A 22317-nucleotide genomic window follows, 5' to 3' on the forward strand; every position below is an offset into this window, starting at 1 on the left:
GGCCGTCACAGCAGGCTGCTCCAGTACGGCCAGAAGCGGATGAGGACGAGCAGGGCGATCACCCCGTACCAGGCGCCGAGCAGCATCCCGTGCGTGTCGCGGGCGATGTCCACTACACCCCTGGGCGCGGGGAGGATGCCTCGTTCCAGGCAGTGGAGTGTCAGGTACCAGAACAGGGCGATGGTGGCGGCCCAGACGACGGCGCAGTAGGGGCAGAGCTTGTTGAGCTCGTACAGCGACTGCGCGATCAGCCAGTGCGCGAACACCACTCCCACCAGCGCCCCTGCGTCCAGGACCAGCCACATCCGGCGGTGCAGACGTGCCCCGGCCAGCACCGCGACGCCCAGGGCGGTCACGGCGGCGAACGCGCCGAGTCCGAGCAGCGGGTTGGGGAAGCCGAAGAGGCTGCCCTGCGGGCTGGACATGACGCTGCCGCAGCTCACGACGGGGCTGATGTTGCACGGAGGTTGGTAGGCCGGGTCCTTGAGGAGCCGCCAGGCGTCCACGGCGAGCTGGAAGGAGGCGAGCCAGCCGGCGACCCCGGTGAGGATCATCACCCAGCCCGTACGGCGGCTCGTGCCCGACGACGGCCGGCGCCGGACGGTCGTCGCGTCCGGCGCCGGCGTGGTTCCGTGGCTCATGCGGCTCGCCGTGAGCCGGACGTGGGCCGGCTCCGGCCCGTGCTCGTCGGGGCCGCGGTGGCCGGTGTGGCCCGGCGCCGGTAGACGAGGTACGGGCGGGCCAGGTATCCGACCGGGGCGCTCCACACATGGACCAGACGGGTGAAGGGCCAGGCCGCGAACAGCAGGCACGCGCTCAGAGCGTGCAGCTGGAACAGCAGCGGCGCGCCTGCGACGGCCTCGGGTTGCGGCTGGAGGACGAACAGGCCGCGGAACCAGACGGAGACCGTGGAGCGGTAGTCGTAGCCGGCGCCGAACACGTTGTGGGCGAAGGTGGCCGTGATCCCCAGCAGGACCGTGGCGGACAGCAGGGGGAAGAGCAGTTTGTCGCTGCGGTCCGTGCCGAGCCGGATCGATCGTGTCAGCAGCCGGCGGGCGCACAGCATCCCGAGTCCGGCGACCATCGCGACGCCCGCCACCGAGCCGGCCCAAACGGCCGTCGTGTGGTACATGTGCTCGGTGATGCCGACGGCCTCGGTCCACGCGTCGGGAACGGCGAGTCCCACGACGTGCCCGGCGATCACCATGAAGGCGCCGAGGTGGAAGAGCGGGCTGCCGAAGCGCAGCCAGCGGTGTTCGAGGAGCTGGGTGGTGCGGGAGGTCCAGCCGAACTGGTCCTGGCGGTAGCGCCAGACGTGGCCGACGGCGAAGACCGCGAGACAGACGTACGGGACGGCGACCCACAACAGGAGATCGGCGCCGCTGGTGGACGGGGCGGCCAGGGGGAGGGGTACGGCGTTCATCGAGGGCCTTCCCTACGGTTGGTCGGAGCGGGCGGCACACAGGTCGGCGGGGCGGCCGTCGGCGGCGCGAACGTGCCCGGCGGTGCGAACTCGCCGTCCCCGTAGGTCCCGTAGGGGTCGAGGCCGACTTCCTCGTTCGGCGGGCCCTCGGCGACGAGCCGGGCCACCGCCGCGCGGTCGGCCTCGGTGGGCGGCGGGAGCAGGGTGAGCAGGGCGGCCAGGACGTGCCGGTAGGGGGAGGCGGCGTCGGTCAGCGCCTGCTGGATCAGTTCGAGCCCACGCCGGTGCTGGCGCAGCGGTGCCTCGCCCCCACCCGGCCCCGCGAGGGCGGCGAACTCCAGTACGACCGGCAGGTGGTCGGGCAGTTCACCCGTGCTGGTGTCCCAGCCTCCGGCCCTGTAACGCTGGTTCAGGGTGAGCAGGGCCATGCCACGGCGGCGGGTGTCGCCGTGGAGGTAGTACGTGAGGTAGAGGCTGCTCTTGCGGCGCAGGTCGAACATCTCGACGTAGTGACGCTCCAGCGCCTCGGGATCCTGGGCGGCGAACCAGTCGGTGAACCGGGTGAGGTGTGCCGCCGCAGGCGTGGCCGGCAGAGCCCGGACGACGGTGCTCAGGTCCGACCGGCTCTCCGCCAGCTCGGCGTCGGGATACTGCAGGAGCAGCGACCCGAGCCGCAGTATCAGGGATCGGCCCGCAGTCTCCTCGGGGGTGAGCTGGGACGGCCGGCGCACGGCCGCGCGGACGCGGGTGCGGACAAGGGCGGGGAGCGTTGAGGGCAGCGGGCTCACGGACGTCCTCCGGCAGGGGTTTCGGATGTGCGGCGACGCAGGGTCGGGATGCCGAGCATGACGCGGCGGCCGTCGGCGGGCTGCGGGTCGCCGGAGGACTCCACCGGGCACCGGTTCTCCATCGCGGTCAGCGCGGCGGCGTCCTCCTTGTGCGCGGCAGGGACGACGTAGCGGTCGTCGTACTTGGCGACGGCGAGGAGCCGGTGCAGGTCCTCCGCGTCGCGCGCGGTCAGGCCGACGGCCTCGAGCACGGCCTCGTCGCCGGCCTCGCCGAGGGTGCGCTCGCGCATGTACGAGCGCAGCGCGGTGAGCTTCATCAGCACACCGGCGACGACGTCCGTGTCCCCGGCGGTGAACAGTTCCGCCAGGTACTCCAGCGGGATGCGCAGCCGGGTGACGGCGGCGAAGACGTGGTCGGGGTCGTCCTGGTTGCCGCCCGCCGCGTCGACGGCGTCCAGGACGGGGGAGAGCGGCGGCACGTACCAGACCATCGGCATCGTGCGGTACTCCGGGTGCAGCGGGAGAGCCACCTTGTACCGCATGACCAGGTCGTACACGGGGGAGCGGCGGGCCGCGTCCAGCCAGTCCTCCGGTATGCCGGACTCCCGCGCCGCCGCGATCACTTCGGGGTCGTGCGGGTCGAGGAAGACGCCCCGCTGGGCGTCCAGCAGGTCCTGCTCGTTCGGCGTGGCCGCGGCCTCGCCGACCTTGTCGGCGTCGTACAGCAGCAGGCCGAGGTAGCGCAGGCGGCCGACGCAGGTCTCGGAGCAGACGGTGGGCTGGCCGGCCTCGATGCGCGGGAAGCAGAAGGTGCACTTCTCGGCCTTGCCGGTTGCGTGGTTGACGTACACCTTCTTGTACGGGCACGCGGTCACGCACATCCGCCAGCCGCGGCAGCGGTCCTGGTCGACGAGGACGATGCCGTCCTCCACCCGCTTGTACATCGCACCGGACGGACAGGCCGACACGCAGGCGGGGTTGAGGCAGTGCTCGCACAGGCGGGGCAGGTGGAAGAGGAAGGTCTGCTCGAACTCGAACTTCACCTTCTCCGCCCAGGCGCCGGAGAGGTTGGGGTCGCCGCCGGCGTGCTCGGGTGCGCCGCCGAGGCCGTCCTCCCAGTTGGCGCCCCAGGTGATCGCGGTGGGCCTGCCGGTGAGGACCGAGCGCGGGCGGGCGACGGGCATGTCCTTCTGCGCCGGGGCGCTGACCAGGTTGTCGTAGTCGTAGGTGACCGGCTCGTAGTAGTCCTCGATGGAGGGCAGGTCGGGGTTGGAGAAGAGGGACAGCAGGCGCTTGATCCGGCCGCCGGAGCGCAGGACGAGCCGTCCGCGCCTGTCGAGCATCCAGCCCCCCTTCCACTGCTCCTGGTCCTCGTAGCGGCGGGGATAGCCGACACCGGGCTTGGTCTCGACGTTGTTGAACCAGGCGTACTCGACACCGGTGCGGTTGGTCCACGTCTGCTTGCAGGTCACCGAGCAGGTGTGGCAGCCGATGCACTTGTCGAGGTTCATCACCATCGCGATCTGTGCCATCACGCGCATGTCAGTACTCCACATCCTGCGACCGGCGGCGGATGACCGTGACCTCGTCGCGCTGGTTGCCGGTCGGTCCGTAGTAGTTGAAGGCGTAGGTGAACTGCGCGTAGCCGCCCGCGAGGTGGGTGGGCTTGAGCAGCAGCCTCGTGAGCGAGTTGTGGACGCCGCCCCGCTTGCCGCTGACCTCGGTCTTCGGCACGTTCACGTTGCGGTCCTGTGCGTGGTACATGTACACCGTGCCCTCGGGCATGCGGTGGGTGACCACGGCCCGGGCGGCGACGACGCCGTTGCGGTTGTACGCCTCGATCCACTCGTTGTCCTTGACGCCGATCTTTTCGGCGTCGGCGGTGGACATCCAGATCGTGGGCCCGCCCCGGGAGAGGTCGAGCATGTACTTGTTGTCCTGGTAGTTCGAGTGGATCGACCACTTCGAGTGCGGGGTCAGATAGCGGACGGTGACCTCCGCGCGGCCGTCCTCGCCCAGCCGCTCGTCGCCGTAGTGGCGCGGCGTGTTGAGCGGGGGCCGGTAGACGGGGAGTTGTTCGCCCAGTTCGGCGATCCAGTCGTGCTGGACGAAGAAGTGCTGGCGTCCGGTGAGGGTGTGCCAGGGCTTCTTGTGCTCCGTGTTGATGACGAACGGCGAGTAGCGGCGGCCGCCCGTCTCCGAGCCCGACCACTCGTAGGAGGTCATCACCGAGCGGGGCTGGGTGCGGGTGTCGGCGAAGGTGATCCGCTCGGCCTCGCGTTCGGAGGCGAGTTCCACCAGGCCCTCGCTGCCGGTCTGCCGCTCCAGCTCGCGGAAGCCCTCGGTGGCCAGCCGGCCGTTGGTGGTGCCCGACAGGGCGAGGATCGCCTCGCACATGTCCGAGGCGGTGGCGAGGGAGGGCCGCCCGGCGGCCACCCCCTCACGCACGGTCCCGTTGCGGCGCCGCAGCTCGTCGATCTCCTCGTTCGGGTGGACGGTGACGCCCTTGGTCGTGGTGCCCAGCGTGTCGAGCAGGGGACCGACGGCGCGCATCTTCTGCGCGATCGCGGCGTAGTCCCGCTCGACGACCGCCAGCTTCGGCATCGTCCGGCCCGGAACCGGCTCGCACTCGCCGGTCTTCCAGTCCTGTACCGTCCCGCCGGGCTGTGCGAGTTCGTCCGGGGTGTCGTGCAGCAGCGGCACGGCGAGGACGTCGGTGCGGGTGCCGAGGTGCTCGGCGGCCAGCTCGCTGAACCGGTCGGCGATCGTCAGGAACGTGTCGTAGTCGGTGCGGGCCTGCCAGGGCGGTGCGATGGCCGGGGTGAAGGCGTGCACGAAGGGATGCATGTCCGTGCTGGACAGGTCGTCCTTCTCGTACCAGGTCGCCGCCGGCAGCACGACATCGGCGAGCAGGCCGGTCGATGTCATGCGGAAGTCCATGCAGACGAGCAGGTCGAGCTTGCCCTCCGGGGCCTCCTCCCGCCAGACCACGTCCTTCGGCCGGTGCTCGGGCGGGGTCTCCTCGGAGCGGACGGCCGCGTCGGTGCCGAGCAGGTGGCGCAGGAAGTACTCGTTGCCCTTGCCGGACGAGCCCAGCAGGTTCGCCCGCCACACCGTCAGCACCCGCGGGAAGTTGGCCGGGTCGTCGGGGTCCTCGGCGGCGAACCGCAGCCGCCCCGACTTCAGCTCGTCGACGACGTGCTCGGCGACCTGCTTGCCCCCGGCCCGCGCCTCGTCCGCCAGGTCGAGCGGGTTGCGGTTGAAGCCGGGATGACCGGGCGTCCAGCCCAGACGGACGGCCTGCGCCAGGCAGTCGGCGAAGCCCTTGCCCTTGAACCGCCCTTCGCCCAGCGGGGAGGCCAGCTCCTCGGGCCCGAACGCCTCGTAACGCCACTGGTCGGAGTTCAGGTACCAGTACGAGGTGCCCGCCATGTGCCGGGTGGGGCGCTGCCAGTCGAAGGCGAACGACAAGTGCTGCTGGCCGGTGACCGGGCGGACCTTCTCCTGCCCGACGTAATGGGCCCAGCCGCCGCCGTTGACGCCTTGGCAGCCGGTCATCGTCGTCAGCGCCAGGAAGGCCCGGTAGATGGTGTCGGAGTGGAACCAGTGATTGGTGCCGGCCCCCAGCGCGATCATGGAGCGGCCGTTGGTGCGTTCGGCGTTGCGCGCGAACTCCCGGGCGATCCGGGCCGCCTGCTCGGCCGGCACGGAGGTGACCGTCTCCTGCCAGGCCGGGGTGTACGGCTCGGACGCGTCCTCGTAGGACGTCGGCCAGCTGCCCGGCAGACCCGGCCGCCGCACACCGTACTGCGCCAGCATCAGATCGAACACCGTGGTGACGAGGCGGCCGCCGAGCCGACGCGCGGGCACACCGCGCACCATGACCGAGCCGCCTTCCGTGCCGCCCTCGTCGAAGCGGGGGAGGGCCACGGCCACGGTCTCCTCCGCACGGTCGAACAGGCTCAGCTCCGGCACGGTGTCGCCGAGGTCGAGGTTCCAGCGGCCGGCTTCGGCCGTGCCCCAGCGGAAGCCGAGAGAACCGTTCGGCACGACCGGTTCACCGGTGGCGGAGTCGATGAGGACGGTCTTGGACTCGGCGTGCTCGGTGTCGTGGCCGAGATCGGCGGCACTGAGGAATCCGTCCGGGACCAGGCCGCTCTCGTGTTCGCGCAGGGTCACCAGGAACGGGGCGTCGGTGAAGGTGCGCAGGTAGTCCTGGAAGTAGGGCACTTCGCGGTCCACGAGGAACTCCCGCAGGACCACATGCCCCATGGCCATCGCGAGCGCGCCGTCCGTACCCGGGTGCGGCGCGAGCCACTCGTCGGCGTGCTTGACGTTGTCGGCGTAGTCGGGGCTGACCGCGACGACCTTGGTGCCGTTGTAGCGGGTCTCGGTCAGGAAGTGCGCGTCCGGGGTGCGGGTGACCGGGATGTTGGAACCCCACATGATGAGATATCCGGCGTTCCACCAGTCGGCCGCCTCCGGCACGTCCGTCTGGTCACCGAAGACCTGCGGGGAGGCGATCGGAAGGTCGGCGTACCAGTCGTAGAACGACAGCAGCGTGCCACCGATCAGGGAGTGGTAGCGGGCGCCGGCCGCGAACGACGCCATCGACATCGCCGGGATGGGGGAGAAGCCCGCGACGCGGTCCGGGCCGTAGCTCTTGACCGTGTGGACCTGGGCGGCGGCGATCAGCTCGCTCACCTCGTCCCACTCGGCCCGCACCAGGCCGCCCTTGCCGCGTGCCTTCTTGTAGGCGCGGGCCTTGGCCGGATCGCCGGTTATCTCCGCCCAGGCCGCCACCGGGTCGCCGAGCCGCTTGCGGGCCTCGCGCCACAGCTTGAGCAGCGCGCCGCGCACGTACGGGTAGCGCACGCGGCTGGGGGAGTAGGTGTACCAGGAGAACGACGCCCCGCGCGGGCAGCCCCGGGGTTCGTACTCGGGGCAGTCGGCGCCGATCGAGGGGTAGTCGGTGGCCTGGTGCTCCCAGGTGATGATGCCGTCCTTGACGTACACCATCCACGAGCAGGAGCCCGTGCAGTTCACCCCGTGAGTGGAGCGCACGACCTTGTCGTGGGCCCACCGGTTCCGGTAGAAGCCCTCCCACTTCGGGTCGCCCGTGCCGAACACTGCACGGCCGTCGGCCGACACCTCGCTGCGGGTGAGCAGGCGCCGGGCGGCCAGCGGCCAGCCTTCACCGGCGCTCGGCGTCTGGCGCCGTGCGTTCTGATCGTTCTCCATGACCGGAACGCTAAGCGGCCCGCACTCCGGTCCGCCCGGATCCGGCGGTCCCCGCCCGGTGGCCCTCCGGCCCTCTCCGACCAGCCCCGATGAGGGCCGAAGGTCCCGATGACGGGGCCCGGTCGGCCGGGAAGCGGACGGTGGGCGGCGCTGCATGCTGAGTCCTGATCGAACGCAGGTGCTCACCTGTACGAGCGCATGGCGTGTCTGCCGGCCGACCGGTCCCCCGTCTTCCGGTCGTCGCAGGCGCGGCCCGTACGGCGCGAGCCGCCCGGTCCGGTCGTGCGTCCGGCCGCCGCCCGCGGCCGGACGCGGCCTTCGCCGCAGCACCTGCGTGGACGCCTCGCCCACCCCATGGGCCGGCTGAGACCGGCCCGACCAGCTGGAGACCGCCATGAGCGAGCTGATCCTGGCCTCGACGCCCGAGGACGCCACGGCCCTGCACACAGCAGAGGCACACCACGCCGGACTGGCAGGCGAGTTGGCCGGACGGGTGAAGATGCTGCTCACCGCCGTGGACCGCGACCCCGGCGCCGCCGAGAAGATCCACGCCGGTCTGGTGGCCTTCTGCGACCGCTCGCTCCTGCCCCACGCCGCGGCCGAGGAAGCGGCGCTCTATCCCGCCGCCCGCCGCATCCCCGAAGCCCGCCTGCTCGTCGAGAGCCTGATCGGCGAGCACCGCTGCCTCACCACGCTCGTCCGCGCCCTGCGTGCCGCACCCGGCCCGGCGGATGCCGCAGCCGACGCCCGCGCCCTGCAGGTGCTCTTCGAGGAGCACCTGGCCAAGGAGAACGGCCTCGTGCTGCCGCTGCTCGCCATGAAGCCCGACGTCTCCCTGGCGCAGCTGCTCGTCACCATGCATCACCTGCTCGCGAACGAGCCCACCACGGACGAACCCCGGGACGCGCACCACGAGGAAGGCCACGACATGGACGAACAGCGGACCGGGGAGCGCGGCGGTTGCGGCGGAGTGTGCGGCTGCGGCGGCGGCCGGGAGGACGACGAGCCCCAACTGGACGTCCGGGACGTGCCGCACGCCATCCGCCACGCCACGGTCTTCGGCGCCCTCGACGCCGTCCCTTCCGGTACCGCGATGGTGCTCGTCGCTCCCCACGACCCGCTGCCGCTGCTCGCGCAGATCGAGGAGCGCAGCCCGGGGGTGTTCTCGGTGGAGTACCTCGAACGGGGGCCCGCAGCCTGGCGGCTGCGGCTCAGCCACCGCTGACCGCACGCCCGCGCCCGGTGCCCCTCGGCATCGGCGGTCCACCGCGGACGCCCTGACACCCCGCTCCTCCCACCCCACCCCACCGCCGTCGGCGGATGCCGACGGCGAACGATCCGGAGGTATCCCGTGCACGACCCCGCCGGCCGAACCCCAGGCCGATCCCACCCGTGCCGCTCACGGCGGCTGCCGCGCGCGGTCCGGCCCGGCCATCCTCCGGCCGGCCGCCGACTCTGCCCCGACTCCAGGGCGGCCGGACACAGCGCGAGGGCGCTGGGAAGGGCCGCACGGTGAGCGCCACCGCCCACGCCGTCCGCCGCCAGCGGCACGACGCGGGCGAGCGCCCGTTCATCGTCATCTGGGAGTCCACCCGGGCGTGCCCGCTGGCCTGCCTGCACTGCCGGGCCGAGGCCGTCCCCGACCGGGATCCGCGGGAACTGGACACCGCCGCCGCCGAAGACCTGCTGGATCAGGTGGCCGCCTTCGGGCAGCCCGCCCCGCTGTTCGTGATCACCGGCGGCGACCCGTTCCAGCGCCCCGACCTCGCCGAACTCATCGCCTACGGCCACAAGGTCGGGGTCCGCGTCGCCGTCTCTCCCTCCGGCACGCCGACGCTCACCGAGGAACGCCTGCGGGAACTGCACGCGGCGGGCGCGGTCGGTCTCTCGCTGAGCCTGGACGGCTCCACCGCCGACCTGCACGACGGCTTCCGCGGAGTGCCCGGCGTGTTCCGCTGGACCCTGGACGTCTGGGACACCGCCCGCGCCCTCGGCATGAAGGTGCAGATCAACACCACCGTCGCCCCGCACAACGTGCGCGACCTGCCTGACATCGTCCGCCTGGTCGCCGAACACGGGGCGATGCTGTGGAGCGCCTTCTTCCTGGTGCCCACCGGCCGCGGCCGGAACCTCGGCGCACTGACCGCGGGCGAGGTGGAGGACGTCCTCAACTTCGTTTACGACGTCGGGTTGAGCGTGCCCGCGAAGACCACCGAGGCCCACCATTTCCGTCGCGTGGCCCTGCAGCGCCGGATCCTGGCCGACCGCGGCGAGGACCACGCGGCCGTGCTCGGCCTCGGGCCGCTGTACCAGGAGCTGACCGACCGGGCCGCCCGCCTGGGCCTGGGCCGTACCCGCCGGGTCCGGCGCCCGCCGCTGGACGTCAACGCCGGCCGCGGATTCGTGTTCGTCTCGCACACCGGCACCGTCCACCCCAGCGGCTTTCTGCCCCTGGGCGCCGGAAACGTACGCCGGACCCCCCTGACCGCGATCTACCGCACATCCGACCTGTTCACCGGGTTGCGGGACGCCGACCGGCTGGGCGGCCGGTGCGGGACGTGCGAGTTCCGCCGGGTCTGCGGCGGCTCGCGGTCCCGTGCCTACGGCGTCACCGGCGACCCGTACGCCGAAGAGCCCTGGTGCGGCTACCTGCCTGGCTCCTTCCCGTATCAGCGGGAACTGGCCGCGCTGCTGTCCGAAGCCGGCGACGCGCCCGCGCCTGCCCGTCCCCGTCCGACCGCCGCCGAGGGCGGCAAGGAGCACCGTGTACAGCAAGAACGATGACCCGGCCGGGGGCGATGGCCGCCCGCCCAGCAGGTTCAGGGCGTCCGGCCTGCGCGGCCGGCACCTGGCCGCCCACGTCCTGGTGGCGGCCTGGGGGGTCCTCGCGCTGCTGGCGGCGAGTGCCCAGCAGACCATGCCGGCGGCACGCTGGCTGGCCGTCCACCTGTTCCTGCTCGGCGCCGCGACCACCGCCATCGTGGTGTGGAGCGAGCACTTCGCCGTCGCCATGCTCCACGCCGGGCTGCCCGACCGCAGGTGGAGCCATGCCCGGCTGGCCGGTGTCAACGCCGGCGCCGTGGGCGTCCTCACCGGCATGTGGACCGACCGGCCGGTCCTGACCGGCGTCGGCTGCGCCCTGCTGGTCACCGCGGTCGGCGCCCACTTGGTGGTGCTGGTCCGCATGGGCCGGGGCGCGCTGGGCGGACGTCTCGCCCCGATCGCCGACTACTACCGGGCCGCCGCGGTGGCACTGATCATCGGCGCGGTGCTGGGCTGGTCACTGGCCACCGGCAGGGTCGGCGCGCAGCACTACGGCGGCATCAAGCTCGCCCACGTGCACGCCACTCTCCTCGGCTGGATCGGTCTGCCGGTCCTCGGCACGCTGTTCATGCTCTGGCCCACCGTCATGGGCGTACGCATGGCCGAGCACACCACCCGGCTGGCACGCCGGGTGCTGGTGCTGACGGGGGGCGGCCTGCTCATCGCCGTCGCCGGGCTGGCCGCGGACCGGCGCCCGGGCGCCGTGCTGGGCGTCGCGCTCTACGCGGCCGGTGTCGCCGTCGCGGTGCACCTGTTCGTCCGGACGGTGCGCCGACGGCCCGCGATCTCGGCGGCCGCCGCATGGACGCTGGCCGCGGCCGTGGGATGGCTGCTGGTCGGGGTGGCCGTGGACCTGGTGCTGCTGGCCGCGCGGCCGCTCACCGACGTACGGGACGACTTCGGGGCGGTGATCCCCTTGCTGCTCGTCGGGCTCGTCGCGCAGGTCCTCATCGGGGCGCTCACCTATCTGCTCCCCATCGTGCTGGCCAGTGGCCCCAAGGAACGGGCCTCGCTGCGAGCCGTGCTGGAGTGGGGCTGGGCGCCGAGGCTGGTGGTGCTCAACCTGGGTGTGGCCCTGCTGGCGCTGCCCCTTCCCGACCCGGGCGGCTCGGCGGGCATGCCGCTGGTCGGCGTGGCCGGGCTCGCGTTCCTCGCACGGGTGGTGCGTGTGCTGGTGCGCAGTGGGCGGGCGCAGTTCACGGACGAGGGCAAGGCCGGTGCCCTGCGGCACCCCGCCCTGTGGGGAACCGCGGCGGGGGCCGTACTGACCGTGCTGGCCGTGCTCGTCGCCAACAGCGGCGGGGACACCAGCAGTCGGGCGAGCGGTGCCGGGACGGCAGCCGCGGACGCCGGGCCCACCCGCACGGTCGCCGTCACCCTGGCCGACATGCGCATCCGCCCGGCCCGCATCGAGGTCGCCGCGGGCACCACGCTGCGGCTGAAGGTCACCAACACCGACGCCCAGCGCCACGACCTCAAGGCGGAGGACGGCCCCACCACCCCCATGCTCGCCCAGGGCCAGACCCACGTACTCGACGTCGGACGCGTCACCGAGAACCGCCAGGCGTGGTGCACCCTGCCGGGCCACAAGGCGGCCGGCATGACCATGGACATCGTCGTCACCGGCGCCGCCGGCACTTCCGGCGAAACGAGTCGTGCCGGCGGGCACGACGGCCACTCCGCCACGACCACCTCAGGCGGCCTTGACCTCTCCGCCGACTTCTCCCCGGGCTGGCGGCCACGCGAGGCCGACCTGGCGCCCGCGCCCACCGGGACGGTGCACAAGGCCGAACTGCACGCCGCGCACACCACGGTGGAAGTGGCGCCGGGAGTGAAACAGCAGATGTGGACCTTCGGAGGCACCGCACCCGGCCCCACCCTCCACGGCAAGGTCGGCGACGTTTTCGAGGTCACCCTCGTCAACGACGACGAAGGCATGGGCCACGGCATCGACTTCCACGCCGGATCCCTCGCCCCGGACAAGCCCATGCGCACCATCCGGCCCGGCGAACGCCTCGTCTACCGATTCCGCGCCGAAAAGGCAGGAGCGTGGCTGTACCACTGCAGCACCGCACCCATGCTCCAGCACATCGGCAACGGCATGTACGGCGCTGTCATCATCGACCCGCCCGACCTGCCCGAGGTCGACCACACCTACGTGCTGGTCTCTTCCGAGCTGTACCTCGGCACGCCCGGCAGCACCGCCCAGGTGGCAAAGATGCGTAACGGAACCCCGGACGCCTGGGCGTTCAACGGCGTCGCCAGCCAGTACGGCAAACAGCCCCTGAAGGTGAAGGCCGGCGAGCGGGCGCGGTTCTGGGTCATCGCCGCCGGACCGTCCGACGGCATCGCCTTCCACATCGTCGGCACGGTCTTCGACACCGTGTACAAGGAGGGCGCCTACCTCCTCGACCCGGACCAACCCGGCGGCTCCCAGGTACTGGACCTGGCCACCGCGCAGGGCGGTTTCGTCGAAACCACCTTCCCCGAAGCCGGCCACTACACCTTCGTCGACCACGACATGCGCCACGCCGAAGCCGGTGCCCACGGCACGGTGGAGGTGCGTGACTGATGGACACCGTCGGCTGGTGGTCCCTGGTGCGATTCGCGCACGTGTGCGGCGCCGCCCTGTGGGTCGGCGGCCAACTGGCCCTGTCCCTGGTGATCCTGCCGCTGGCCCGCCGCCGGCTCGCGCCGGAGGCGAAGGACACCTTCACCGCGGCAGCCGGCCGGCGGTTCGGCATGCTCACCGGAGCGCTGTTCCTGCCCGTGCAGCTGGCCACCGGCTGGGCCATGGCCTGGCACGGGGGAGTCACCTGGGCCTCCCTCGCCGAACCCGGATACGGCCGCACGCTCGCGACCAAACTCGCCCTTTTCGTGGTGGTGATGCTCACCGCGGCAGGCCACGGAATCGCCCACTCCAAGGGCCGCGCCGAGCTGGCCCGGGCCCTGGCGGTCACCTCCCTCGTCGGCTCGCTCGCAGTCGTCCTGCTCGCCACAGCCCTGCCCGCCACCTGACCCGTGGCACGGCAAGGAGAACCGGCCGCTCCGCTGTCGTAGCCGGGGCCCGGGTCCGCCCCGGACCGGACCGCCTCCGCAGTCGTGGTGCGCCGTGCCGTCCGACCCGGCCCCAGGAGGCCACACGTCCCGCCCCATGGGGCCGGTCAACCCTCCTGACGAGCCGGACACCGGCACAGGCTTGGCACAGGAGCAGCGGAGCTCGACGAAAGGATTCGCGATGCAGACCCGGGAAGTGGATGCCGCAGCCGTCCAGGTCCTCCTGACCGCGGCGGTGGCAGCCCCGTCGATCCACAACACCCAGCCATGGCGGTTTCTTCTGGACCCGGACACCAGGTCGATCCAGGTCCGTCTCGACCGGGGGCGACAGCTGCCGCTCGCCGATCCCCAACGCCGCGCCCAGCACCTGTCGGTGGGCGCGGCGGTCTTCAACCTGCGGGTGGCCGCTGAGCACCTGGGCTGGGCGCCCGTCGTCCGGCTGATTCCGGCCGTCGACGACGCGGATCTGTTGGCCACGGTGCGGCTGACCGCGCCCGCCACGCAGGGGCAGTCGTCCTCGCGTGAGCTGTACGAGGCGGTCGAACGGCGCCACACGAGCCGGATGCCCTTCACCGGGCGGGCGGTGCCGGACCCGATCGTGAGCGAGATGATCACATCGGTCCGGGCCGAGGGGGCGTACCTGGATGTTCCCGACATCGTGGCGAGCCGACGCCTGCTGCGCCTGACGGCGGCGGCCGAGGCCCGCACGGCCACCCACCCGGCCCGCGTGGCCGAGACGCGCACCTGGATCACCGCCCCGGGAGCGGACGCCGTCTACGGCATTCCCCTCACGGCCCTCGGGCCGAGGGACGAGTCCCGGCGGATACCGGTGCGGGACTTCATCGGTGCGCCACCCGGGCCGCAGCTGCCCGCCACGCGCTTCGAACGCCATGCCCAGGTGGCCATGGTGTGGACGCCCCACGACCGGCCGGCGGACTGGTTGCGCGCGGGACAGGCCCTCGAACGCGCGCTGCTCACGGCGACGGTGCACGGGGTGCGGACCTCGACGCTGCACCAGGCCATGGAGTGGCCGGACCTGCGTGAGGCGATGGCCGGGGCGAGGCAGCGCTGCTGCCCCCAGGTGCTGATCCGCTTCGGGTACGGACCGGACGGCGGTCGTACGCCCCGCGCGGCGGCGCACTGCGCACCCGGCTCCCTCCGGGGGCTGGAGCCGGGGGCCCACCGCAGGGGTGCCGGGTCGCGGGACAGGTCCCTCCAGGAGAGGGCCCTTCCGGCCTGTGACCGGGACTGATGGCCCATGCCGCCGACCACTCCGGCGGCGGAGATTGATCACGGGACGCCGTCGGCCGGGCAACGGGCCCGCCGCGCGCATGCGATCCCGGTGGTGCAGTACCACCGTGCGGAGGAAAGGGACGGACAACATGGTCCAGCCGTTGCATTCGAAGGGCGACAGCTCATCGTCCGGGGCTCAGGTATCCGGCCGGGCATGGCTCATGCTGGCTCTGGCCACGGTCGGCTTCGCCGTGAACTTCTGGGCGTGGGCGTTGCTGAGCCCCCTGGGACCGGGCTTCAAGGACAGCCTCGGTCTCTCGTCGTTCGAGCAGTCGCTGCTGGTGGCCGTACCCGTCGTGGTCGGCTCCCTGGGCCGCATACCGGTGGGGGCGCTCACCGACCGGTTCGGCGGACGGGTGATGTTCCCGATCGTGTCGGCGGTGACCATCGTGCCGGTCCTCTACCTCGGCCTGGCGGGCCACTCGTCGCTCGCGGCGCTGTTGACCGGCGGGTTCTTCCTCGGGATCGGCGGCACCGCGTTCGCGGTAGGGGTGCCTCTGGTCAGCGCCTGGTTCCCGCCCGAGCGACGCGGCCTTGCCATCGGCGTCTTCGGCGCCGGCATGGGCGGCACCGCGATCAGCGCCCTGACCACGGTGAAGCTGGTCGACGCGAGCAGCATGGCGACCCCCTTCCTGATCACCGCCGGGATGCTCGCCGTGTACGCGGTGGCCGCCGCTCTGCTGCTGCGCGACGCGCCCGGACGTGCCGTGCCGACCGAGCCGCTGGCCCGCCGCCTGGCCGCCACCGCCCGCCTCGGCATCACCTGGCAGGCGTCCGCGCTCTACGCCGTCACCTTCGGCGGATACGTCGCGTTCTCGGTCTACCTCCCCACCTACCTCAAGGCCGGGTACGGCCTCACCCAGGCCGACGCTGCCAACCGCATGGCCGGCTTCGTCCTGCTCGCGGTGGCGATGCGCCCCGTCGGCGGCTGGCTGTCCGACCGGCTGGGACCGGTCCGAGTGCTGGCCGGTTCGCTGGCCCTGGTCGTCGCCGGAGCGGTCGTACAGTCGTTCACCCCGCCGCTGGCCCCACTCGGCACGATCGCCTTCCTCCTGATGGCGGGCGCGCTCGGCGCGGGCAGCGGGGCGACCTTCGCGCTGGTCGCCCTTCTGACTCCGGCGACCGAGGTCGGTTTCGTCACCGGTGTGGTCGGCGCCGCGGGCGGCCTCGGCGGCTTCCTCCCGCCGCTGGTGATGGGCTCGCTGTACGGGGAGTACGGAACGTACGCGGCAGGTCTCGCACTGCTCGCGATCGTGGCCGCGGCGGCGCTGGCCTACACCCTCACCGGTATCCGCACCGCCGTCCAGGGCGGCGACCGGGCTCCCCGGACCGGCCGTGGGCGTCGCCACCGCACCGCGCAGACCACGGTGTAGAACACGCTGCCGAGCACGACGGACCGGGTGTGCAGGGAGCAGCACCGGTGAGCGAGTACTGCGGTCGCCAGGCCCCGGCAGGGCCCAGGCGAGAACTGTGCAGCCGGTCCGTCGTGGTGAGAACTGTACGACGGGCAGGTGCGCGGCGGTCTTCGGCGAGCTGCGGACGAGGGGCACGGCCGGGGCGGTGCGTGGGCCGCTGGTCCCGTCCCCCGGGCCCGGCCCCAGGCCGTGCGGCCCGATCACCAGGGCCGTTGGTCCCCGTTCCCGCCGGGGAGCGGGGTGGGGCGGTCCGGAGCTGCTAGACCTGACGACGGCCGCTGTCGCAGGCCCTGCTCCCTCATCATCTTCCTCTCTCAGGAGTGTCATGCTGTCTGCCGAGTCGGCCTCGCTGATCCGGGCCACCCTGCCTGCCGTAGGCGGGGCACTGGACGAGATAACCACCCGCTTCTACGCCACGATGTTCGCCGGGCACCCCGAACTGCTGGACGGCATGTTCAACCGCGGCAACCAGGCCAGCGGCGCACAACGCCGGGCACTGGCCGGATCGATCGCCGCCTTCGCCGGAGCGCTGCTGGCCGACCCCGGCACCCGCCCGGACACCCTGCTCGCCCGCATCGCCCACAAGCACGTCGCCGTCGGGGTCACCGAAGACCAGTACACGATCGTGCACAAGTACCTGTTCGCCGCCATCGCCGACGTCCTGGGCGACGCGATCACCCCGGACGTCGCGGGCGCCTGGGACGAGGTCTACTGGCTGATGGCCGGGGCCCTCATCGCCCAGGAAGCGCGCCTCTACCTCGAAGCACAGGTGCGGCCCGGCCACCCCTGGCGGCAGTGGACCGTCGTCGAACGCCGCCAAGAGACCGATGACACCGTCTCCTTCCTGCTCCGCCCCGCCGACGACGCCCCCGCACCCCGCGCCCGGGCCGGGCAGTACGTCAGCGTGCGCGTTCGGATGCCCGACGGAGTGCACCAACTCCGCCAGTACAGCCTCTCCTCGGCCCCCGGCGACCGGACGCGCCGCATCACCGTCAAGCGCGTGACCGGCCAAGGAGCCCCCGACGGCGAAGTGTCGAGCCTGCTGCACCGCACCGTTGAGGCCGGTGACGAGCTGACCCTCTCCGCCCCCTTCGGCGACATCGTGCTGGACGATGCGGACACACCGCTGGTCCTGGTCTCCGCCGGCATCGGCTGCACCCCGATGGTCTCCATGCTGGAGCACCTGGCGTCCACCGCATCCACCCGCCCCGTCACGGTCCTGCACGCCGACCGCTCACCCGCCGACCACGCGCTGCGCGCCGACACCCGCCGGCTGGTCGGCACGCTGCCGGATGCGCGCGCCACATTCTGGTACGAGCACGACGCGACCGAAGAGCCCGGCTCCCGGACGGGGTTGATGAACCTCGGCACGCTCGAGCTGCCCGCCGACGCGAGCGCGTACCTGTGCGGCCCGCTCCCGTTCATGCGCGAGGCCAGAGCGCAGTCGCTGCGCGGCGGAATCCCCGCCCGCAACATCCGCTACGAGGTCTTCGGCCCCGACCTGTGGCTCGCCGACGCCACCGCCTGACCGGCGCCGGCCCCCGCTCGCGCCACCGCGCAGTCACCACCTGCCGTAAGGATCACTCCCATGGCCGCCACCAGCCCCACTGCCGCCATCACGCCGCTGACCCATCCTCAATGGCCCTCCGCGCGTCGCGCCGCGCACCACGCGGCACGACCGCTGCCGGCCGTGCCGATGCCGCTGTCCATGGCGGCCGGCTGCGTCCTGGCCGAGGATCTGACCGCTCGGACGGCGATGCCCACCGCCGACTCCTCGGCGATGGACGGCTGGGCCGTGCAGGGCGAACCTCCCTGGCGCGTCGTCGGCTCCGTCCTGGCAGGTCGGCCCGTCGGCCCGCGCCTGGCCCCAGGCACGGCGGTGGCCATCGCCACCGGAGCCGCGCTCCCAGCCGGATGCGAGGCGGTACTACGAAGCGAGCGCGGAGCACTGGACGCCGCAGGGCTTCTGCGTACCTTGCCCGGGATACCGTCCCCGCAGGCCCGTGCGGACGTGCGCCGTCGCGGCGAGGAAGCCCATCAAGGCGATGTCCTGCTGGCAGCGGGGGTCCGGCTCACCCCGCCCGCCCTCGGCCTGGCGGCAGCTTCGGGCAACGACACCGTCCGGGTCCACCGTCCTGCGGCGGTCAGCTGTCTCGTCCTCGGCGATGAGCTGGTCACACGCGGCGTTCCCGGGCCGGGGAGAGTCCGGGACGCTCTCGGGCCGCAGCTGCCGTTGTGGCTGGCGGCGCTGCACACCGGCCCGGTCCGTCTGCGGCACGTCCCCGACACCTTCGACGGCGTCCTCGACCGGGTCACCGCGGAGTTGCGCACCGCCGACGTGCTCGTCACCACCGGAGGCAGTGCCCGGGGCCCCGTCGATCACGTGCGTGCCTGTATGGAGCAGGTCGGCGGGCGGATTCTCGTCGACGGGGTCGCCGTACGGCCCGGACACCCGATGATGCTGGCCCAGCTACCGGACCACCGCTGGTGGGTGGCCCTGCCCGGCAACCCCCTGGCGGCCTGCGCGGCCATGCTCACCCTGCTCGAACCGCTGGTCGCCGCGCTGCGCGGGCAGCCGCTTCCCCGTCTTCAGCAGGTGCCCCTGGCGACCGATGTCTTCTCTCCTTCGGAGGACCACCGTCTCCTGCCCTACCGGCTCGACGCCGACGGATTCGCCTCTCCTCAGCGACACAGCGGATCGGCCATGCTGAGGGGCCTGGCCACCTCACCGGGCCTGCTGGTGATCCCGCCCGACGGAGCGTACGCCGGCCAGACCGTGGAGGTCCTGCCCATGCCCTGGTGACCACGCAGGTGGGCCCGGCCGTTTCCGCGCAGGCCGGCGGGTCTCGTGGCCTGCACGGCGATGGGTGTCGGGGACCGGCGGGTCGGTGCGGCCATTTACGAAAGTGTTTCGTCACTGGAGCGATCCATCTTCTTGTCGGGGGTGTGAATGGCGTGTCAGTGTCCCGGTTCATCAGGCAGGGAGCCCGAGCCGTACAGCTCCGAAACCCTTTCGGGGAACTCACCCGCCTGAACTGTGGACAGAGCACGGCCGAGAGAAGCGGGACGAGAACATGCACGGGAACCTGGGACCGGGTGGAGCCAGAAGCCGTAAGCGCGGGACGAAGGGGCGGCACTTCCTGGTGCCGGCGGTTGCCGTGGCGGCGGCGCTGAGCCTTGCGGCATGCGGGTCTTCGGGCCCGTCAGCGGCTACGTCGGACAAGGGGCTCACCATGTGGGCGCTGACGGACCAGACCATCCTCAAGGAGTCCGTGGATGCCTACAACGAGGATCACCCCGACAAGAAGATCACCCTGAGACTGTTCGCCAACGACGACTACAAGCAGAAGCTGCGGGTGGCCTTCGGCGCGAACCAGGCCCCGGACCTGTTCTTCAACTGGGGCGGTGGAGCCCTGAACGACTACGTCGAGGCGGGGAAGGTCGAGCCGCTCACGGACAGGCAGGTCAACCTGCTGCGCTTCATGCCCAGCGTGCTGCGCAGCGCGGAGTTCAGCGGCAGGACCTACGGTGTCCCGGCCAATGGGCTGGCCCCGGTGGTCCTCTACTACAACAAGAAGGTACTGAAGGAGGCGGGCGTCGAGCCGCCCAAGACCTACGACGGCCTCTTGTCCGCTGTGAAGAAGCTCAAGGGCAAGGGAGTCACGCCGATCTCCCTCGCGGCCAACTCGAAGTGGCCGACCATGATGTATCTCGAGTACCTGCTCGACCGCCAGGGCGGCGACGAGGTGTTCCAGAAGATCGCTGCCAGCGGCCCCGAGAACTGGAAGAGCCCGGCGGTCACCAAGGCCAACGCTCGGCTCCAGGAACTCGTGAAGGCCGGGGCCTTCGGCGACAACGCCTCCTCCGTCGGCTACGACCAGGGCGCTTCCACAGCCCTGCTCTACACCGACAAGGCCGGCATGGAGCTCATGGGCACGTGGGAGTACGCCAACCTGGTCAAGGCCGCGCCCGATTTCGTCAAGCAGGACCTCGGCTACATCGCCTTCCCCGCCATCCCCTCGGGCGCAGGCGACCCCAAGAACGTCGTCGGCAATCCCTCGAACTTCCTGTCGCTGAACGCGGACAGCCGGAACAAGACCGACGCGTTGGACTACCTGAAGAACTACGTCATGAACGAGGAGCAGATCGACAGCTACCTTTCCGCGGGCAGCGTGCCGCCCGTCAACAAGCTGAAGAGCAAGCTGGCACAGACGAAGTCGGGCGCCGACAAGCAGTGGCTGACCTTCGTCTACGGCCTGGTCGAGGAGGCGCCGAACTTCCAGCTCTCCTGGGACCAGGACCTTCCTTCGAGCCAGGCGGACGCGCTGCTGACCAACGTGGACAAGTCGTTCCTGGGCGAGATCAAGCCCGAGCAGTTCGGTGAGAACATGAGCGAGGCGTCGAAGTAATGGGCGCCCTTGCTCGTACGCCGCGTCCGGTCGCGCCGCACAGGGCACGGCCGGACGCGGTCCGCCCGGGGCGACGCGGTCCGAGCGGTCTCCTCATGGCTGCTCCCGCTCTCCTCCTGTTCGGCCTCTTCGCCCTGGTCCCTCTGGCGGGCGTAGTGGTGCTCAGCCTGACCAGCTGGGACGGCCTCGGCTCCATCAGCTGGGCCGGCCTGCGCAACTGGAGCGGGGTCCTGACCGACGGCACCACCTGGCAGGCGCTGTGGCTCACGGTCAAGGTCATGGTGGTCAGCTGGCTGTTTCAGACACCTCTGGCCCTTGCACTCGGGCTCTTCCAGGCACCCCGGGGCCGGACGCGGGCCTTCTTCGCGGTGCTCTGGTTTCTGCCGCTCCTGCTGTCCGCGGTGGCGATCGGCCTCACCTGGCAGGCCCTGCTGGATCCCTCGTTCGGCATCGGTTCCACCCCCGGCCTGCACTGGCTGGCCCGCCCGCTGCTCGGCTCGCCCGACCTGGCTCTGTACACGGTGATCTTCGTGATCGCCTGGCAGTTCGTTCCCTTCCACGCCCTGCTGTACCAGGCCGGGATCCGGCAGATCCCGGCATCGCTGTACGAGGCCGCGGCCATCGACGGCGCCGGGGCGACGACCCGCCTCCTGCGGATCACACTGCCGCAGCTGAAGTACACGCTCGTCACGTCGAGCACGCTCATGCTGGTGGGCTCGCTGACCTACTTCGACCTGATCTTCGTTCTCTCGGGTGGTACAGGCGGACCGGGCACCGCGACCCGCGTGCTGCCTCTCGCCATGTACATCACGGGGTTCCAGGCGCACGACATGGGCCGGGCCAGTGCGCTGGCCACGCTCCTGGTGCTTTTCGGCCTGGGCCTGTCCATGATCACCACCCGCCTGTCCGGCTTCACCCGGATGGACAGCCAGCAGGAGGGCATGTGACCACCACTACGACCAAGGCCCCGCCCGTACGCGGACGCCACCAGGCCACCCGTCCCAGGGTGCCGGCCGCCGCCGGGTCACCACGGGGCGCCACGCCCCTGCGTCGCAGTCTCTCCGGCATCGCCGCTCTGGGCTGGACGGCACTTGCCGTCGTCCCGGTGTACTGGCTGGTCGTGACCAGCTTGCGTACCCGCACGGACTTCACCACCGACAGCCCGCTGGCCCCGCCCGGCAGCCCGACTCTGGAGAACTACAAGACCGTTCTGAACGGTGAGTTCACGACTTACCTCGTCAACAGTGTCGTCGTCACCGTCGTCACCGTGGCGGTCACCCTGGTCGTCGCCCTCATGGCGGCCTTCACAGTCGTACGGTATTCCAACCCCTGGTCTCGCCTGTCTTTCCGGCTGTACCTGCTCGGACTGGCCATTCCTCTGCAGGCAGTGATCATCCCCGTATATCTGCTGATCATCCGCTTGCAGATGTACGACAGTCTGCCGGCGATCGTTCTGCCTTCTGCGGCGTTCGCGCTCCCCGTGACAGTGATGATCCTTGTCAGCTTCCTGCGGGACATTCCCCGCTCGCTGTTCGAGGCCATGGTGGTCGACGGGGCCGGGGACTGGCGGATGCTGTTCTCCCTCGTGGCACCGATGGCCCGTCCGGCTCTGGTGACGGTCGCGGTCTACGACGGTCTCCAGGTCTGGAACGGGTTCCTGTTCCCCCTGATCCTCACCCAGAGCAGCGACAAGGCCGTGCTACCGCTCGCCCTGACCCTCTACCGGGGCCAGTTCGGCATCGACGTCCCAGCGACCATGGCCGCGGTCGTCCTTTCCACCCTTCCCATGCTCGTCGTGTACGTCCTGGCCAGACGGCAGCTGGTCGCCGGTCTGACCGCCGGATTCTCCAAGTAGTCGCCCGAAGAAG

General features: G+C 71.6%; 16 protein-coding genes. 11 read left to right on the top strand and 5 right to left on the bottom strand.

The annotated features are described in order from the left end of the window. Positions 1–5: 5 nt before the first annotated feature. The 5 genes from MHW47_RS01510 to MHW47_RS01530 are packed head-to-tail and all read right to left on the bottom strand — an operon-like array spanning position 6 to position 7452. Positions 6–641, bottom strand: a complete 636-nt coding sequence (locus MHW47_RS01510; RefSeq protein WP_239220741.1) for a vitamin K epoxide reductase family protein — start codon at positions 639–641, stop codon at positions 6–8. Beyond that, positions 638–1423 carry a respiratory nitrate reductase subunit gamma gene (gene narI / locus MHW47_RS01515; RefSeq protein WP_239220742.1) on the bottom strand — a complete coding sequence of 262 codons (786 nt, stop codon included), beginning with the start codon at positions 1421–1423 and terminating at the stop codon, positions 638–640. The genes MHW47_RS01510 and narI overlap by 4 nt, the downstream gene beginning before the upstream one ends. Continuing rightward, the gene (gene narJ / locus MHW47_RS01520) at positions 1420–2211 is read right to left on the bottom strand and encodes a nitrate reductase molybdenum cofactor assembly chaperone (RefSeq protein WP_239220743.1); all 792 of its coding nucleotides are present in this window, start codon (positions 2209–2211) and stop codon (positions 1420–1422) included. The genes narI and narJ overlap by 4 nt, the downstream gene beginning before the upstream one ends. Further along, positions 2208–3752 (bottom strand): nitrate reductase subunit beta, encoded by a 1545-nt coding sequence (gene narH / locus MHW47_RS01525; RefSeq protein WP_239220744.1) that lies wholly within the window; start codon positions 3750–3752, stop codon positions 2208–2210. The genes narJ and narH overlap by 4 nt, the downstream gene beginning before the upstream one ends. A 1-nt stretch (position 3753) precedes the next feature. Beyond that, positions 3754–7452, bottom strand: coding sequence for a nitrate reductase subunit alpha (locus MHW47_RS01530; protein ID WP_239220745.1), 3699 nt, complete (start codon positions 7450–7452; stop codon positions 3754–3756). Positions 7453–7846: 394 nt separating this feature from the next. Between MHW47_RS01530 and MHW47_RS01535 the strand changes: the two genes are divergently transcribed. The 11 genes from MHW47_RS01535 to MHW47_RS35885 all read left to right on the top strand — a co-directional run bounded on the left by MHW47_RS01535 (position 7847) and on the right by MHW47_RS35885 (position 22304). Next, positions 7847–8677: a DUF2249 domain-containing protein gene (locus MHW47_RS01535; RefSeq protein WP_239220746.1), complete on the top strand. Its 831-nt coding sequence runs from the start codon at positions 7847–7849 to the stop codon at positions 8675–8677. A gap of 287 nt (positions 8678–8964) precedes the next feature. After that, positions 8965–10236: a TIGR04053 family radical SAM/SPASM domain-containing protein gene (locus MHW47_RS01540; RefSeq protein ID WP_239220747.1), complete on the top strand. Its 1272-nt coding sequence runs from the start codon at positions 8965–8967 to the stop codon at positions 10234–10236. Beyond that, positions 10217–12847 carry a multicopper oxidase domain-containing protein gene (locus MHW47_RS35880; RefSeq protein WP_239220748.1) on the top strand — a complete coding sequence of 877 codons (2631 nt, stop codon included), beginning with the start codon at positions 10217–10219 and terminating at the stop codon, positions 12845–12847. Before MHW47_RS01540 ends, MHW47_RS35880 begins: the two co-directional genes overlap by 20 nt. Next, positions 12847–13293 (top strand): hypothetical protein, encoded by a 447-nt coding sequence (locus tag MHW47_RS01550; RefSeq protein ID WP_239220749.1) that lies wholly within the window; start codon positions 12847–12849, stop codon positions 13291–13293. Before MHW47_RS35880 ends, MHW47_RS01550 begins: the two co-directional genes overlap by 1 nt. Positions 13294–13513: 220 nt before the next feature. Next, on the top strand, positions 13514–14584 hold the full coding sequence (locus MHW47_RS01555) for a hypothetical protein (protein WP_239220750.1): 1071 nt from the start codon (positions 13514–13516) through the stop codon (positions 14582–14584). A gap of 202 nt (positions 14585–14786) precedes the next feature. Further along, positions 14787–15998, top strand: a complete 1212-nt coding sequence (locus tag MHW47_RS01560; RefSeq protein WP_239220751.1) for an MFS transporter — start codon at positions 14787–14789, stop codon at positions 15996–15998. A gap of 367 nt (positions 15999–16365) precedes the next feature. After that, positions 16366–17568 (top strand): globin domain-containing protein, encoded by a 1203-nt coding sequence (locus tag MHW47_RS01565; RefSeq protein WP_239220752.1) that lies wholly within the window; start codon positions 16366–16368, stop codon positions 17566–17568. A 60-nt stretch (positions 17569–17628) separates the two neighbouring features. Then, positions 17629–18843, top strand: coding sequence for a molybdopterin molybdotransferase MoeA (locus tag MHW47_RS01570; protein WP_239220753.1), 1215 nt, complete (start codon positions 17629–17631; stop codon positions 18841–18843). A gap of 430 nt (positions 18844–19273) precedes the next feature. Beyond that, positions 19274–20449: an extracellular solute-binding protein gene (locus MHW47_RS01575; protein WP_239220754.1), complete on the top strand. Its 1176-nt coding sequence runs from the start codon at positions 19274–19276 to the stop codon at positions 20447–20449. A 95-nt stretch (positions 20450–20544) separates the two neighbouring features. Beyond that, positions 20545–21396, top strand: coding sequence for a carbohydrate ABC transporter permease (locus MHW47_RS01580; protein ID WP_239220755.1), 852 nt, complete (start codon positions 20545–20547; stop codon positions 21394–21396). Then, on the top strand, positions 21393–22304 hold the full coding sequence (locus tag MHW47_RS35885) for a carbohydrate ABC transporter permease (RefSeq protein ID WP_239220756.1): 912 nt from the start codon (positions 21393–21395) through the stop codon (positions 22302–22304). The genes MHW47_RS01580 and MHW47_RS35885 overlap by 4 nt, the downstream gene beginning before the upstream one ends. Positions 22305–22317 lie beyond the last annotated feature (13 nt).

It is taken from the genome of Streptomyces sp. OfavH-34-F, from assembly GCF_022347745.1.
GTDB lineage: Bacteria > Actinomycetota > Actinomycetes > Streptomycetales > Streptomycetaceae > Streptomyces.